This is a genomic window from Roseivivax lentus, assembly GCF_900156805.1.
In the GTDB taxonomy this organism is placed as follows: Bacteria; Pseudomonadota; Alphaproteobacteria; order Rhodobacterales; family Rhodobacteraceae; genus Roseivivax; species Roseivivax lentus.
Genome location: NZ_FTOQ01000004.1, coordinates 126,028 through 140,687, shown reverse-complemented (window position 1 = coordinate 140,687; position 14,660 = coordinate 126,028). Strand labels below are relative to the sequence as shown.

12 protein-coding genes are annotated in these 14,660 nt (G+C 66.6%); 3 read left to right on the top strand and 9 right to left on the bottom strand.

Annotated elements, in window-relative coordinates:
• Positions 1-114: 114 nt before the first annotated feature.
• The 7 genes from BW990_RS09365 to BW990_RS09335 form a co-directional block, all read right to left on the bottom strand.
• Positions 115-1,050, bottom strand: a complete 936-nt coding sequence (locus BW990_RS09365; RefSeq protein ID WP_076447462.1) for a 2-hydroxyacid dehydrogenase — start codon at positions 1,048-1,050, stop codon at positions 115-117.
• A gap of 4 nt (positions 1,051-1,054) precedes the next feature.
• Positions 1,055-2,194 carry a rod shape-determining protein RodA gene (gene rodA, locus BW990_RS09360; protein ID WP_076447459.1) on the bottom strand — a complete coding sequence of 380 codons (1,140 nt, stop codon included), beginning with the start codon at positions 2,192-2,194 and terminating at the stop codon, positions 1,055-1,057.
• A complete protein-coding gene (gene mrdA, locus BW990_RS09355; protein ID WP_076447456.1) occupies positions 2,191-4,134 on the bottom strand; it encodes a penicillin-binding protein 2 in 1,944 nt (647 codons plus the stop codon). Before mrdA ends, rodA begins: the two co-directional genes overlap by 4 nt.
• On the bottom strand, positions 4,131-4,667 hold the full coding sequence (gene mreD / locus BW990_RS09350; RefSeq protein ID WP_234990202.1) for a rod shape-determining protein MreD: 537 nt from the start codon (positions 4,665-4,667) through the stop codon (positions 4,131-4,133). Before mreD ends, mrdA begins: the two co-directional genes overlap by 4 nt.
• Entirely contained in the window at positions 4,664-5,581 is a 918-nt protein-coding gene (gene mreC, locus BW990_RS09345) for a rod shape-determining protein MreC (protein ID WP_076447454.1), read from the bottom strand. Before mreC ends, mreD begins: the two co-directional genes overlap by 4 nt.
• A 32-nt stretch (positions 5,582-5,613) precedes the next feature.
• The gene (locus tag BW990_RS09340; protein ID WP_076447451.1) at positions 5,614-6,660 is read right to left on the bottom strand and encodes a rod shape-determining protein; all 1,047 of its coding nucleotides are present in this window, start codon (positions 6,658-6,660) and stop codon (positions 5,614-5,616) included.
• A 130-nt stretch (positions 6,661-6,790) separates the two neighbouring features.
• Entirely contained in the window at positions 6,791-7,429 is a 639-nt protein-coding gene (locus BW990_RS09335) for an alpha/beta hydrolase family protein (RefSeq protein ID WP_076447448.1), read from the bottom strand.
• Positions 7,430-7,613: 184 nt separating this feature from the next.
• Here BW990_RS09335 and BW990_RS09330 point away from each other — a divergent pair, with 184 nt between their 5' ends.
• From BW990_RS09330 to mutT, 3 genes are all read left to right on the top strand, one after another.
• Positions 7,614-8,051 carry a hypothetical protein gene (locus BW990_RS09330; protein WP_076447446.1) on the top strand — a complete coding sequence of 146 codons (438 nt, stop codon included), beginning with the start codon at positions 7,614-7,616 and terminating at the stop codon, positions 8,049-8,051.
• Between the two features lie 137 nt (positions 8,052-8,188).
• A complete protein-coding gene (locus BW990_RS09325; RefSeq protein WP_076447444.1) occupies positions 8,189-10,690 on the top strand; it encodes a GcvT family protein in 2,502 nt (833 codons plus the stop codon).
• A gap of 75 nt (positions 10,691-10,765) precedes the next feature.
• On the top strand, positions 10,766-11,164 hold the full coding sequence (mutT, locus tag BW990_RS09320) for an 8-oxo-dGTP diphosphatase MutT (RefSeq protein WP_076447441.1): 399 nt from the start codon (positions 10,766-10,768) through the stop codon (positions 11,162-11,164).
• Between the two features lie 334 nt (positions 11,165-11,498).
• Here the strand turns inward: mutT and infB are convergent, their stop codons facing one another.
• Together infB and BW990_RS09310 are read right to left on the bottom strand one after the other, a co-directional pair.
• A complete protein-coding gene (gene infB / locus BW990_RS09315) occupies positions 11,499-14,015 on the bottom strand; it encodes a translation initiation factor IF-2 (RefSeq protein WP_076447438.1) in 2,517 nt (838 codons plus the stop codon).
• Positions 14,012-14,659, bottom strand: a complete 648-nt coding sequence (locus tag BW990_RS09310) for an RNA-binding protein (RefSeq protein ID WP_076447435.1) — start codon at positions 14,657-14,659, stop codon at positions 14,012-14,014. Before BW990_RS09310 ends, infB begins: the two co-directional genes overlap by 4 nt.
• Position 14,660 lies beyond the last annotated feature (1 nt).

The following is a 14,660-nucleotide window of genomic DNA, read 5'->3' as shown; positions in this document are numbered from 1 at the left end:
GGGGCGCGGGCATGCAGGGTGATGTGCCAATCGCGGGCTGTGTTCGGCGGATGCGCCGCGGGGCGCCGGAACGGCAGCGGGCCGCAGGACCGAAGGCCGCCTCCCGGCCGCCGCTCAATACCCGGCGGCGCGGTCCACGAGGTGCAGGAACGGCTCACCGGCTTCGCCGCGGCGGATATTCTCGGCGATGACGCGCGCGGCGCTGTCGGTACGGGTTTCGGAGGCGATATGCGGCGTCACCGTCACCCGCGGATGCGCCCAATAGGGGTGATCCCTGGGCAGGGGCTCGATGCGGAAGACATCGAGCGTGGCATGCCCGACCTGACCGCTGTCCAGGGCCGACAGGAGCGCCGCATCGTCGATGAGCGGGCCGCGACCGGGATTGATGATCACGCCGCCGCGCTTGATGAGCGAAAGCGCATGCGCCGACATGACATTCTCGGTCGCGGGCGTGTCGGGCAGCAGGAGCACCACGATATCGGCACCGCCAAGCGCGGCCTCCAGCCCGTCCTGCCCCCGGAAGCAGGCGACGTTCTCGACCTTCCGGCCCGACCGGCTCCAGCCGCGCACCTGAAAGCCCAGGCGCACCAGCATCTCCGCGCAGGCGCTGCCCAGCGTGCCGAGACCGAGGATCGTCACCACGCGGTCCCGCGCCAACGGCGGCGCCTGTTCGATCCAGTCGTGATCCGGGTTCACGATATGCGCATCCATCCCGAGGTGATGCCGCAGCACGTGGCCGGTCACCCATTCCACCATGCCCTGCGTCAGCCCCTCTTCATCGACCATCCGCGCGAGCGGCTGGGTCAGGGTGGGGTTCTTCACGATCCCCTCGACCCCGGCCCAGAGGTTCAGCACTGCCTTGGCGCGGGTGAAGGGGGCGAAATCCTGCAGGTCGCTGTTGGGCGCGTAGACGATGTAATCGACCTCTTCGGCGGGCAGGTCGACAGAGAGGCGCGCCTTCACGCCCGCCGCCTTCAGCGCGGCGCGCAGGGGCGCCTCGTAGCTTTCCCAGGCCGCTTTCCGGGCGGCGAAAAGGACATTGACAGTCATGGCGTCACCTCGGGCGGTGGATATGCGCCGACTGCACCAGCCCGAACGCGATCATCAGGACAAGCATGGCCGATCCGCCATAACTCACGAGCGGCAGCGGCACGCCGACCACGGGGGCGAGGCCCATCACCATCGACATGTTGACCGCGAAGAACAGGAAGAAGGTCAGCCCCACGCCGAGGATCAGGAGCGACGAGAAGCGGTCCTTGTTCTGCAGCGCCGAGACGACGCAGAAGACCAGGATCAGCACGTAGAGCACCAGAAGCGACATGCCGCCGATGAAGCCGAACTCCTCGGCCAGCGTGTTGAAGATGAAATCAGTGTGCTTCTCGGGCAGGAAGTTCAGCCGCGACTGCGTGCCCTGCATGAAGCCCCGTCCGGTCCAGCCGCCCGAGCCCATGGCGATCTTGGCCTGGGTGATGTGATACCCGGCCCCCAGCGGATCGGTCGAGGGATCGAGGAAGGTGTCGATCCGGCGGAACTGGTAATCCTTCAGAAGCTGCCAATCGGTGCCGCGGCTCTTGAAGACAGCCGACAGACCCGCCGCCCCCGCCGCGATCACGATGCCGAAATAGGCCCAGTGCACGCCGGCGAGGAACATCATCAGCCCGCCCGCCGTCAGCAGCAGGATCGCGGTGCCGAGATCGGGCTGGGTGATCACCAGGAAGGTCGGGATCAGGATGAGCGCGATGGGCAGGGCCACGAAGAACGGGTTCGAGGTGCGCCGCAGCGGCAGCCAGTCGTAATAGGCCGCGAGCGCCATCACCAGCGCGATCTTCATCAGCTCCGAGGGTTGCAGGCGCATGAAGCCCAGATCGATCCAGCGCTGCGCGCCCATCCCGACCGAGCCCACGAACTCGACCGCCACCAGAAGGCCGAGCGCCCCGAGATAGATCACGAAGGCCATGTTGCGCCAGAACCAGATCGGCACCAGCGCCACGACGAACATCGCCACCAGCCCCAGCAGGTAACGCTTCATCTGCGGCTCGGCCCAGGGCTGCAGCGTGCCGCCCGCGACGGAATAGAGCATCAGGAAGCCGACGCCCGCCACGGCGGTCAGCAGGACGACGACCGGCCAGTTGAGATAGAGGATCTTGCGCCAGCCCGACGGGACCGTCTTGACCGAATATTCGAGGTAACTCATGCGCGGCTCCGCCCGTCGCGCATCTTGTCCTCGCGCTCCTCGGCGAGGCGCTGCTGCTGCTCGCGGATGCGGTCGCGGTCCTTGGTCGGGTAGGCTTCGAGCGGCGGATCGCCCTTGTAGAGCGCCTGCAGCGTCACGTCGCGCGCGATCGGCGCCGCCGCGGCCGAGCCGCCGCCGCCATGTTCGACGACCACCGACACCGCGATCTGCGGCTGCTCGTAGGGCGCGAAATTCACGAACAAGGCATGGTCGCGCCGCTTCCACGGCAGGTCCTCGTTCCGGACTACCCCGCGGGCACGTTCGGCGGCGGTGATGTTGCGCACCTGGCTGGTACCGGTCTTGCCCGCCATGCGCATCCCGTCATCGATGATGCGCGAGCCATACGCGGTGCCGCGGCGGTTGTTGGAGACCGAGAACATCGCCTGGCGCAGCTGACGGAGGTGGTTCTCGTTGAAGCCCATGGGCTCGCCGGGGTCGCGCGGCGTCTCGATCCCGTCCACGGATTTCACCAGCCGGGGCGAGATCGCGCGCCCGGTGGCCAGCCGCGCGGTCATCACCGCCTGCTGCAGCGGCGAGGACAGCACGAAGCCTTGGCCGATCGAGGAGTTCACCGTATCGCCGACCACCCAGGGCGCATCGCGGTTGCGCAGCTTCCATTCCTTGTCGGGAATGAGGCCCTCGGTCACGGCGGACATCGGAATGCCGTGCACCTCGCCGAGGCCCAGTCTGCGGGCGGTCTCGGCGATCTTCTCGATGCCGACCTTGAGTGCCAGATCGTAATAATAGACGTCGCAGCTTTCGCGCAGCGACAGCTCGAGGTTCATGTGGCCGTGACCGACGCGCTTCCAGCAATGGAAGCGCCGTCCGCTCACCGTCATGTGCCCGGGGCACCAGACCGTGTCGTTGGGCGACACGACGCCCGCATCCATCGCCGCGAGCGCGGTGACCATCTTGAAGGTGGAGCCGGGAGGATAGGCGTCCTGCACCGTTTTCGAGGCGAGCGGGCGGCGCTCATTCTCGCGGTAGACGCTGTAATCGGCGACCGAGATGCCGCGCACGAACTTGTTCGGGTCGTAGGAGGGCGCCGAGGCGATGGCCAGAAGATCGCCATGCTCCAGATCCATCACCACGACGCTGGCGCTTTCCTCACCCAGACGCGCCTGCACGTAATTCTGCAGATCGCTGTCGAGGGTGAGCTGCACGTCGGAACCGGCCTCGCCCTCGCGGCGGTCGAGCTCGCGCATGACGCGGCCCACGGCGTTAACCTCGACGCGCTTGGCCCCGGCGCGGCCGCGCAGCTGTTCCTCGTAATTGCGCTCCACGCCGACCTTGCCGATCTGGAAGCGCGGGATGCGCAGCACCGGTTCGGGGTCCTCGTAGCGGGCGAGGTCGCGTTCCGAGACGGGACCGACATAGCCCACCACATGCGCGAAGGTCTCGCGGTCCGGATAGACGCGGCTCAGCCCGACTTCGGGCACCACGCCGGGCAGGGCGGGGGCGTTGACCGCGACGCGGCTCACCGCTTCCCAGCTGACGCGGTCGGCGACGGTCACGGGCAGGAACGGCGCGGAGCGGGCCATCTCGGCGCGGGCGCGTTCGATATCGTCGGGACCGAGCTCGACCAGCTCGGCCAGCCGCGCCATCACGGCGTCCACGTCCTCGGCATCCTCGCGGACCATGGTGATCCGGTAGGCCGGTTCGTTGGCGGCGATGATGCGCCCGTTGCGGTCGAAGATCTGCCCGCGCGACGGCGGGATGAGCCGCAGGTTGATGCGGTTCTCTTCGGCCAGCAGGCGGAATTCGTCGGCCTGGTCGACCTGCATGTGCCGCATGCGCAGGCCCAGAAGCCCGACAAAGCCCAGCTGCAGCCCGCCCAGGATCATCCCCCGGCGCGAGACGCGCGCATAACTTTCCGCGACTTCCTTCGATGTGCGCTTCATAGGCCCATTCCCAATCGGTCCCCGTCGCCCGGCGCCGCGCGCGCGATCCCGAAGATCCGGGTGATTGCCACGACGACCGGGTAGAACAGGATCGAGGCCAGCGCCGACGAGATCGCCAGCACCCAGCCCACCGGTTCGATGATAAGCAAGACCTTGGTCAATTGGTAGATCAGGGTCATCGCCCCGAGGCTCACCGCGACACTGAGCCACTCCATCATGAAATTCGTCTCGCGCTGGCGCCGTTCGCCGGATTTCAGCCCCTCGGCGAAGATCACCGTCAGCGCGGCCCAGAGCCCGGGCGGACGCTGAAAGATCAGATCGGCCAGAAGGGCCACCAGCGCGATCAGCCAGGCGGGCACGTAATCGGGGCGGCGCAGCGCCCAGGCGAAGATCAGCAGCGTGATGATATCCGGCCCCGCCAGCCGCGGCGGCAGGTGGTGCAGCGGCAGGAGGTGGAAGAAGACCACGATCATCGCGAGACCGATCAGCACCGCCCGCATCAGCCAGGTCTTCAGGATGGTTCCGTCGATCACTGGGTGACCTCGGCGGCGTCGGGGGCCGGTTCCGGCTCGGGCTCGGACACCGGATCGGCGGGGGCGATCAGGGCCGAGGGCTGCGTGACGCGCCGCGCGCCATGATCGCGCAGCACCCGCAGGAATTCGAGCCGCTCGTAATCGGCGGCCAGCCGCACGCGCAAACGGCCGCCGGGATCTTCCGCCACCTGCCCGATCAGCAGGCCGGGCGGGAAGACCTCGCCGTCGCCGCTTGTGACGATGCGGTCGCCGGGCCGCACCAGATCGGGGTTCTCGAGGAAATCGATGGGCGGGGCGGAGGTATTGTCGCCGGTGATCAGCGCGCGCTGGCCCGAGGGCTGGATCACCGCCGGGATGCGGCTCGTGGCGTCGGTCAGCAGGATCACCCGGCTGGTATTGGCGCCCACGCCCGAGATGCGGCCCACAAGGCCGATCCCGTCGATTGTTGCCCAGCCGTCAACAATCCCGTCGCGGGAACCCACATTGATCAGCACCGTCTGGCGAAAGGGCGATCCGGCATCCGCGAGCACGACGCCGGTGATGTAGGTCAGCTTCGGATCGAGCTGCACGTTGTTCAGATCGCGCAGCCGGGCGTTTTCCTGTTCGAGCTGGAGGGCCGCCTCTTTCCAGGCGGTCATCTGCCGCAACTCGCGGCGCAGTTCCTGGTTCTGCTCGTAGATCTGCTGGTAGCTGCGGAAATCGCCGGCAAGATCCACGACCGCGGTGACCGGCGCCATCGCCCAGGAAAAGCTCGGCACGATATTGTCGATCACCTGCGCGCGGAAGCGCTCGACCCGCGGGCTGTCGATGCGCCAGAGCAGGAAGATGGCGATTAGGCACAGGATCAGCGTCGCCAGAAGCAGACGCTTCAGCGGGCCGGTGTAATCGTCGCTTCCAGCGCGGTCTCGGGCCATTCTTGTACCCCTCTCGTCAGAGGGTCATCGGATCAGCTGTCGTAGTCAATCGCGTGACGCAGCTGCTTTTCATACTCCAGCGCCTTGCCGGTGCCGAGGGCCACGCAGTTCAGGCTCTCGTCGGCGATGGAGACGGCAAGACCGGTCTGCTCGCGCAGCGCGAGGTCCAGATCGCCCAGAAGCGCGCCGCCACCGGTCAGCATCACACCGCGATCGACGATGTCGGCGGCGAGATCCGGGGGCGTGGCTTCGAGCGCGGTCATCACCGCCTCGCAGATCGCCTGCACCGGCTCGGACAGCGCCTCGGCGACCTGCGCCTGGCTGATCTCTGTCTCTTTCGGCACGCCGTTCAACAAATCGCGACCGCGGATCTGCAGCGAGGTGCCGCGCCCGTCATCGGGCATCCGGGCGGTGCCGATGGTGGTCTTGATCCGCTCGGCGGTCGATTCGCCGATCAAGAGGTTCTGCTGGCGGCGCAGGTAATTGATGATCGCCTCGTCCATCCGGTCGCCGCCGACACGCACCGAGCGCGCATAGACGATATCGCCGAGCGACAGGACCGCCACCTCGGTGGTGCCGCCACCGATATCGACGACCATGTTGCCGGTGGGATCGGTGATCGGCATGCCTGCCCCGATGGCCGCGGCGATAGGCTCGGCGATGAGGCCCGCCTTGCGTGCGCCCGCGGAGAGGACCGAGGTGCGGATCGCGCGTTTCTCGACCGGGGTGGCGCCATGGGGCACGCAGACGATGATCTTCGGCTTCGAGAACATCGAGCGGCGGTGCACTTTGCGGATGAAATGCTTGATCATCGCCTCGGCGGTGTCGAAATCGGCGATGACGCCTTCGCGCATCGGGCGGATCGCCTCGATGGAGCCCGGAGTGCGGCCAAGCATCAGCTTGGCGTCCTCACCCACGGCCAGCACTTTCTTCACACCGTCCTTGACGTGGTAGGCGACCACGGACGGCTCGGCGAGGACCACGCCGCGACCCTTCACGTAGACCAGCGTGTTCGCCGTCCCGAGGTCGATGGCCATGTCCGCCGAAAAGGCGCCCAAGAGCTTGTCCAAACCAAACATGAATGCGTTCCCCTAAAGCGTCAAAAACCCGCGACTCCCCGCAGGCTCGAGCGCTGTCCTTATAGGAGTGTCACCGGTCGGGTGAAAGGGTGCGCATCAAGGGAATCAGCGTGATTTTGCCGTCTGCCGCTCAGCGCGGCCATTCGGTGGGCACGCGTTCTTTCACGCGGGCAAGCCGGAGGAGCTCCTTGTAGTTGTGGATCCGGTGATCTTCGTCCGCGTCGGCCTCGGGCGGGGTCAGCCAGTAATGGCTGCCGATGGTCCGAAAGCCGAGGAAGGACGGCGGCACATGGCAGACCGCATCGTCGATCCGGCAGATGTTGAGCACCCAGCCCTCGCCCGGCATGCGCTGGCGCGACCGGCAGGTCTTGGGCGAGGCGAAGGCGATGGACGGCACCGCCAGCGAAGCGCCCACGATCTGCGCCGAGGCCGCGCCCAGCGAATGGCCGACGATGAATTTCGGCCGCAAGCCTTTGGCGAAGGTGTAGACGATCTGCGCATGTTCGAGAAAGCCGCCATGCCAGAGCGTGCCGCTGTCGCCCGGTACGACCTCGAAGCCATGGCCCTGAACGTCCACATTCCCGAACCGCAGATTGAAATCGAACCAGTCGGAAAACTCGTTGGTCCCCGGAATGACCAGCGTGCCGTCCTTGAGGAAATACGCCTGCACGCCGCGAATATCGATGGCGGTCTGCACCCGGTCGCCCAGATCGTTTGCATAGGCGTCGCGAATGAGATCGGCTGCGTCGAGAACCTTGAGTCCGGCCATGATGATGTCTCCTGAAATATGATCTTCTGAAAATGAGGCGATTATAGCAGGAAATGTCCCGGTTTTCCCGTTTTAAGGGTGGAGGCCCCTTGGTCTGCACCTTCGATTCTTCATCGCAGTGCCGTTTTGGCGTCAGATTTCCCCGGGATTGTCGGGTCGGGGCACACAGAAACCGGGCCATGTGATGAGCGAACAGGCACTCAACGACGTCTTCCGTCCCGCGCGCGTGATCGCACGCGCCAAGACGAAACAGGCGAAGCCCACGGGATTTCGCGCCTATGCCGTGCGCCGCCTGCGCCAGATGGTGCTGACATGGCTGGTCATGGCCGGGCTGGGCGTCGGCGCCAATGTCGCCTTCCAAACCTACGCGCAGGAGAAATACGGCATCGGCCTTGGCGAACAGCTGGCCGCGCTCGACCGGCTGAGCGGCGGGGTGCTGGGCCTGTCCCCGCTGATCGCCGAGGGGCAGGCGCGCTCCGGCCCCGCATCCGGCGCCATGGCGGTGCCGTCCCCGTCTGCGGACCCGTTGCCATCCTCGGCGCTTCTGGGCGCCGCGCAGGCCACGCGCGAGATCACCGCGGCGGGCGCGCTTCTGGTCCGTGTTCCGCAGGACAGAGACTGATCCCCGCGGCGCGATGTCGCGTCGTTTTCCGTCTTCGAAAGCGCCGATGTCGCTTTCCTGCCGTGACGTGTCGGCGCGTGTGGGCGCGGCGCGATCCGCCTGCGTAAGAAGGGGGAAACGGACAGGGGACGGAACCCATGAAAACGCATGTGAAAGCGCTTGTCGTCGGCGGTGGCGCGGTCGGCACCTCCATCGCCTATCACCTCGCCCGGGCGGGCTGGGACGACGTGGTGCTGCTCGAACGCGACGAGCTGACCTCGGGCTCGACCTGGCATGCGGCGGGGCTTCTGCCTTATTTCAACATGTCCTTCGCCACGACGCATATCCACGACTACTCGATCAAGTTCTACAAGACGCTCGAGGAAGAGACCGAGCTCAATGCGGGCTTTTCGGTGGTGGGCAACCTGCGCATGGCCCAGACGAAGGCCCGCATGGACGAATACATGGTCTATGCCACGACCGCCGAGACCTGTGGGGTTCCTTACGAATGGCTGAGCCCCGCGCAGATCAAGGAGCGCTGGCCGCTTGTGAACACCGACGATCTCGAAGGTGCGATCTACCACCCCACCGACGGCTACATTAACCCCGCCGATGTCACCATGGCGATGGCCAAGGGCGCGCGGCAGCGGGGTGTGGCCATCGAGCGCAAATGGCAGGTCGACGGCTATCACTGGACCGGCGATCACTGGGAGGTCACCGTCACCAAGACCGTCGAGAAGGGCGGCAACCTCGTGCCGTCCGACGAACAGATGGTCATCCATGCCGAGCACGTGGTCACCGCCACCGGCAATCACGCGCAGCGCACGGCGCGGCTTCTGGGCATCAAGACGCCCGCGATCCCGGTCGAGCACCAGTTCATCGTGACCGAGCCCGATCCCGCGCTCGTCGAGTACCGCAAGACCCATGGCGAGCATCCCGTGCTGCGCGATGCGGACGCCAAGTGGTATGTCCGCGAAGAGCGCGGCGGCTGGATTCTGGGCCCTTATGAGCGCAACGCACCGGCGCGGTTTGCCTATGGCGTGCCGGATAGCTTCCGCGCGGACCTCTTCCCCCTCGATCTCGAGCGGATCGAAGAGGAATACATGTCGATGATCCACCGCATTCCGTCCTCGGAAGAGGTGGGGCTGAAGGACGACTATAACGGCCCGATCTGCTATACGCCCGATGGCAACCCGCTGATCGGTCCCGCGCCCGGGCTCCGGAACATGTGGCTGGCCGAAGGCTTTTCCTTCGGCATCACGGCGGCGGGCGGCGCGGGCTATTACCTCGCCCAGCTCATGGTGGAAGGTGAGGCCGAGATCGACATGGCCTCGCTCGATCCCAAGCGCTACGGCGACTGGCAGACGACCGATTATGCCATCGCCAAGAACGAAGAGGCGTATGAGCACGTCTACATCCTGCACCATCCCGACGAAGAGCGCCCCGCCGCGCGGCCTTTGCGCACCGCGCCGAACTATGACCGGCAAAAGGCACTCGGCGCGCAGTTCGGCTGCGTGAATGGCTGGGAGCGGCCCAACTATTACGGTCCCGTCGATGCGCCCGAGGATTTCGACCACGACGCGCGGTCCTTCCGGCGTGGCGGCTGGTGGGAATATGCCCGAACGGAGGCCGAGGCGATCCGCAACGGCGTGGGCATCATCGACGCCACGGCCTTTGCCAAGCACATGGTGAAGGGTCCGGGGGCCCAAGCCTTCATGGACTGGTTCACCTGCAACAAGCTGCCCAAGGTCGGGCGGATCAACCTGACCTACGCGCTGACGGGGGCAGGCACGACGCGCACGGAATATACAGTGGTGCGGCTTGCCGAGGACTCGTTCTACCTCGTCTCGGCGGGGGCGTGGCAGGCCTATGACGGGGATTATCTGAGGAAGGCCGCCGAGGACAAGGCAGCGGAGTTCGGCTATATCGAGGTGCAGGACGTCACGACCCAATGGGGCGTCTTCGCCGTGGCCGGGCCGAAGTCCCGCGATCTGCTGAACCTGCTGGTGCGCGACGCGGAGCCCGCCACGGTCCTGTCGAACAAGCGCTTCCCGTGGCTGTCCTGCCGCGACATCGAGCTTGGCATGGTGCCCGTGCGGGCGATCCGCGTGGCCTATACCGGTGAATTGGGCTGGGAATTGCACCACCCGATCGAGATGTCGACGCATCTGTGGGACAAGATCATGGCGGCCGGCGCGCCGCTCGGTCTGAAGCCGGTGGGCGCACGGGCGCAGAACTGGCTCCGGCAGGAGAAGTCCTATCGCGCCTTCGGAAACGAGCTCGGCCGCGATGCGACGCCGCTCGAGGCGGATCTGCCGCGCTTCGTGGACCTCTCGAAAGATTTCCACGGCAAGGCCGAGATGGAGGCGCTCGGCCTGCGCTCCAAATGCGTGACGGTCCTGATCGACGGGCCCGAGGATGCCGATCCCTGGGGGCGCGAGGCGCTTTATCTCGAAGACGGCACGCGGGTCGGGCGGCTGACCTCGGGCGGCTATTCGGTGGCCTTCGGCAAGTCCATCGGCATGGGCTACGTCAAGCCCGAGATCGCCCATATCGGCCAGGCGCTGAAGGTGAAGATGTTCGACCGGCTCTGGGACGCGGTCATCACCGAGGACAGCCCCTATGACAGCGCGAACGCCCGGATCCGCCAGGACGGGTGAGCCATCGGGCGGGGGCTTGCGCTCGGGTCCCCGCCATCGCATGACGCCCGGGTCACGTGTCCCGGAGAAGCGCCCATGAAAACCGTTCTCGTCTCTGCCGTCGCACTCATCGACGTCGATGGCCGCGTGCTTCTGGCGCAGCGGCCCGAGGGCAAGTCGATGGCCGGGCTCTGGGAGTTTCCGGGCGGCAAGGTCGAGCCGGGCGAGACGCCAGAGGCGGCCCTGATCCGCGAGCTGCACGAGGAGCTCGGCATCGACACCTGGGCGTCCTGCCTCGCACCGCTGACCTTCGCCTCGCACAGCTATGACGATTTCCACCTGCTGATGCCGCTCTTCGCCTGCCGCAAATGGGAGGGCATCCCGCAGCCGCGCGAGGGGCAGGCGCTGAAATGGGCGCACGCGCGGGATTTGGCGGATTACCCGATGCCGCCTGCCGATGTGCCGATCATTCCGATCCTGCGGGATTGGTTGTAAACCTATTTGCTCTGAGTGCGGCGCCTCGATAGGTGCGGTGCCTCCCGCTTGGGTCAGCAACGGTGGCACCGCGGGAAACGTTCGAGAGCGCCGGTCCGGCGGGTTGGCGCTGCCACGACTGTCAGACGCGCTTTATCTTGTCATGTCATTGCGCCGCGTGAGCGGAGCGCTGTCGTCACAAAAGCGCCAATCCGGTGGGGCCGGATCGGCGCTGGAGCGCGGCGGCTGCACGCAGCCTTGATTCCGCGCTCCGGCGGCGTCGCTCAGCGGTTTTCGCACAAACGAAAAAGGGCGGCCCCGAAGGACCGCCCCAAGTTTCTGGACGATGCGCCGATCAGCTCAGCGTCCGCTCCACCTCTTCGCGGGTGAAGATTTCGATCACGTCGCCCTTGCGGACATCGTCGTAATTCTCGAACGCCATGCCACATTCCTGGCCCGACTGCACCTCGGCCACTTCGTCCTTGAAGCGCTTCAGCGTCTTCAGCGTGCCCTCGTGGATCACCACGTTGTCGCGCAGAAGACGGACGCCCGCCGATCGGCGCGCCACGCCCTCGGTGACGAGACAGCCCGCCACGGTGCCGACACCCGAGACGCGGAACGTGTCCTTGATCTCGGCGTAACCGATGAAGTTCTCGCGGATCTCGTTCGACAGGAGGCCCGAAGCCGCCGCCTTCACGTCATCCACCAGGTCGTAGATCACGCTGTAGTAACGCAGCTCCACACCCTTCTGGTTGGCCGAGTTCCGCGCCGAGGCATTGGCGCGGACGTTGAAGCCCAGGATCGGCGCGTTCGAGGCTTCCGCCAGGCCCACATCGGTTTCGGTGATGGCACCGACGCCGTAATGCAGGACCCGCACGCGGACCTCGTCGTTGCCGACCTTCTCGAGCGCCTGCACGATGGCCTCGGCGGAACCCTGCACGTCGGCCTTCACCAGCACCGGCAGTTCGGAGACGTTCTCGTTCTCCTTGGCCTGCTGCATGAGGCTTTCGAGCGTGGTGGCCGCACCGGCCGCCGCGCGCTTGTCCTTGGCGACCTGCTGGCGGTACTCGGCGATCTCGCGGGCCTGCGCCTCGGTGGCGACGACGTTCAGGACGTCGCCCGCCTCGGGCGTGCCGTTGAGGCCCAGGACCTCGACCGGAACCGAGGGCCCGGCTTCCTTCACGCGGTCACCCTGGTCGTTCTCCATGGCGCGGACCTTGCCCCATTGCTCGCCGACGACGAAGATGTCGCCCTGGCGCAGGGTGCCGTTCTGCACGAGCACGGTCGCGACCGGGCCGCGGCCCACATCGAGCTGCGCCTCGATCACCGCGCCCATGGCGGGACGGTCCGGGTTGGCCTTCAGTTCGAGAATCTCGGATTGCAGCGCGATGGCTTCGAGCAATTCGTCGATACCCTTGCCGGACACCGCGGAGACTTCCACGTCCTGCACGTCGCCCGACATCTCTTCCACCACAACCTCGTGCTGCAGAAGATCGGTGCGCACCTTGGTCGGGTTCGCCTCGGGCTTGTCGACCTTGTTGATCGCCACGATCATCGGAACCTTGGCCGCCTTGGCGTGGTTGATGGCCTCGATGGTCTGCGGCATGACCGCGTCATCGGCCGCCACCACCAGCACCACGATGTCCGTCACCTGCGCGCCGCGCGAGCGCATCGAGGTGAAGGCCGCGTGGCCAGGCGTGTCGAGGAAGGTGAGCAGGGCACCGCTGTCGGTTTCGACCTGGTAGGCGCCGATATGCTGGGTGATGCCGCCCGCCTCGCCCTGGGTGACCTTGGTCTTGCGGATGGCGTCCAGCAGCGAGGTCTTGCCGTGGTCCACATGGCCCATCACGGTGATGATGGGCGCGCGGTCCTGCAGGTCCTCGGGCTTGTCCTGGACCTGCTCGATCACCTGTTCCACGTCCGAATCGGAGACGCGGGTCACACGGTGACCGAATTCCTCGATGATGAGTTCGGCGGTGTCCTGGTCGATGGTCTGGTTCTGGGTGGCCATGATGCCGCTGTTCATCAGCGACTTCACGACGTCGCCCACGCGCTCGGCCATGCGGTTGGCAAGCTCGGCCACGGTGATGGCCTCGGGCAGCTGCACGTCGCGCACGACCTTTTCGCGGTTCACGGGACCGCCCATCGCCTTCTGGCGCGCCCGCTCCTGCTTGCGCTTCATCGCGGCCATGGATTTCTGACGGCCGCCTTCGCCACCGGTCAGCGCCTGGTTGACGGTCAGCTTGCCGGAGCGGCGTCCGCCGCCATCCTTGGCCTTCGGGGCACGGCCCCGGTCGTCGCGGTCGCGGTCGGGCTTGCGGGCGGGCGCAAGGGCCGGCTTGGCGCCGCGCGGCGCGGAGGCGGGATCGGGTGCGGCCGATGCGTCGGGCGCGGCCTTGGCGCGCAGCTCGGCCTCTTCGGCCTCGCGCTTCTTGCGCTCTTCGTCCTCGGCCTTCTGGCGCGCCTTTTCCTCGGCTTCGCGCTGTTCGCGCTCTTTCTGTTCCTTCTCGGCGCGCATGCGCTCGCGCTCTTCGGCGCGGGCCTTTTCCTCGGCTTCGCGCTTCGCGGTCTCTTCGGACTCGCGGGCCTTGGCGGCCTGCAACGCCTTCAGACGGCGCTCCATCTCCGCATCGGAGATGCCCGCGGGTCGCTTCGCCGAGGCCTGGGCGGCAGCCCGCTGGGCCGCGCTCGCGCCGCTATCCGTGCCCGACTTCGATGCGGCACCCGCACCGGCCTTCGGGACCACGACGCGCTTGCGCTTGGTCTCGACCACGACGTTCTTGGTGCGCCCGTGGGAGAAGCTCTGCTTCACCGATCCCGAACGGGGACCGCCGCGTACACCCAAAGTCTTCTTGCCGTCGTTATCGCTCATGAAGCTCTCTTATCCTTTCCGGCGACCCCTGCCGCCGCATCGCGCGTCTTCGTATCAACGCGCATACCCTTGAGACGTTGGGCATCCTCTACAACACGTTTTGTGAGACCGCCAGCGCCGAGCGCGGCATGCACCACTTTATCGCGCCCGAAGGCCTGCCCCAGCTCCGCCGCCCCGAGCCAGCCGATATAGCTGCCGTAATGCGGGGTGGAGAGCTTCGTTTTTCCGCGGGCCGAGCCATCCTCGGCCTGGATCAGGACCTCGGCTTCCTCTTTCTGAAGCCAGTCCTTCACCTTCTCGTAGCCGGACACGGCGTTGCCCGACTTTCGCGCAAGGCTGATCAGGTCGATCACCCGTTGCGTCAGCATCTTCTCGATCATGTCCGGCAGCGCGTCGGGCACGGTCACGTTCTGTTTCGCCGCCCGCGAAAAGAGTTTTTTCGCCACAGCTTTATCCATCGCCGCGCGATCCGCCGCAACCCAGATACCGCGCCCGGGCAGTTTTCCCGCGATATCGGGCACGATGCCGCCATCGGGGCCGACCACGAAGCGCACGAGCCCCGAGACGGGCTGCGATTCGCCCGTGGCGATGCAGCGACGTTCCGGCCCGTCCTCGCGGTCCTTGGTGCGGCCCCCACGGCTCATC

What these genes read in the sequence shown, in the direction of transcription:
- BW990_RS09365 (WP_076447462.1), bottom strand. Translation starts at nt 1,050, where the DNA reads ATGACTGTCAATGTCCTTTTCGCCGCCCGGAAAGCGGCCTGGGAAAGC.
- rodA (WP_076447459.1), bottom strand. Translation starts at nt 2,194, where the DNA reads ATGAGTTACCTCGAATATTCGGTCAAGACGGTCCCGTCGGGCTGGCGC.
- mrdA (WP_076447456.1), bottom strand. Translation starts at nt 4,134, where the DNA reads ATGAAGCGCACATCGAAGGAAGTCGCGGAAAGTTATGCGCGCGTCTCG.
- mreC (WP_076447454.1), bottom strand. Translation starts at nt 5,581, where the DNA reads ATGGCCCGAGACCGCGCTGGAAGCGACGATTACACCGGCCCGCTGAAG.
- BW990_RS09340 (WP_076447451.1), bottom strand. Translation starts at nt 6,660, where the DNA reads ATGTTTGGTTTGGACAAGCTCTTGGGCGCCTTTTCGGCGGACATGGCC.
- BW990_RS09335 (WP_076447448.1), bottom strand. Translation starts at nt 7,429, where the DNA reads ATGGCCGGACTCAAGGTTCTCGACGCAGCCGATCTCATTCGCGACGCC.
- BW990_RS09330 (WP_076447446.1), top strand. Translation starts at nt 7,614, where the DNA reads ATGAGCGAACAGGCACTCAACGACGTCTTCCGTCCCGCGCGCGTGATC.
- BW990_RS09325 (WP_076447444.1), top strand. Translation starts at nt 8,189, where the DNA reads ATGAAAACGCATGTGAAAGCGCTTGTCGTCGGCGGTGGCGCGGTCGGC.
- mutT (WP_076447441.1), top strand. Translation starts at nt 10,766, where the DNA reads ATGAAAACCGTTCTCGTCTCTGCCGTCGCACTCATCGACGTCGATGGC.
- infB (WP_076447438.1), bottom strand. Translation starts at nt 14,015, where the DNA reads ATGAGCGATAACGACGGCAAGAAGACTTTGGGTGTACGCGGCGGTCCC.
- BW990_RS09310 (WP_076447435.1), bottom strand. Translation starts at nt 14,659, where the DNA reads ATGAGCCGTGGGGGCCGCACCAAGGACCGCGAGGACGGGCCGGAACGT.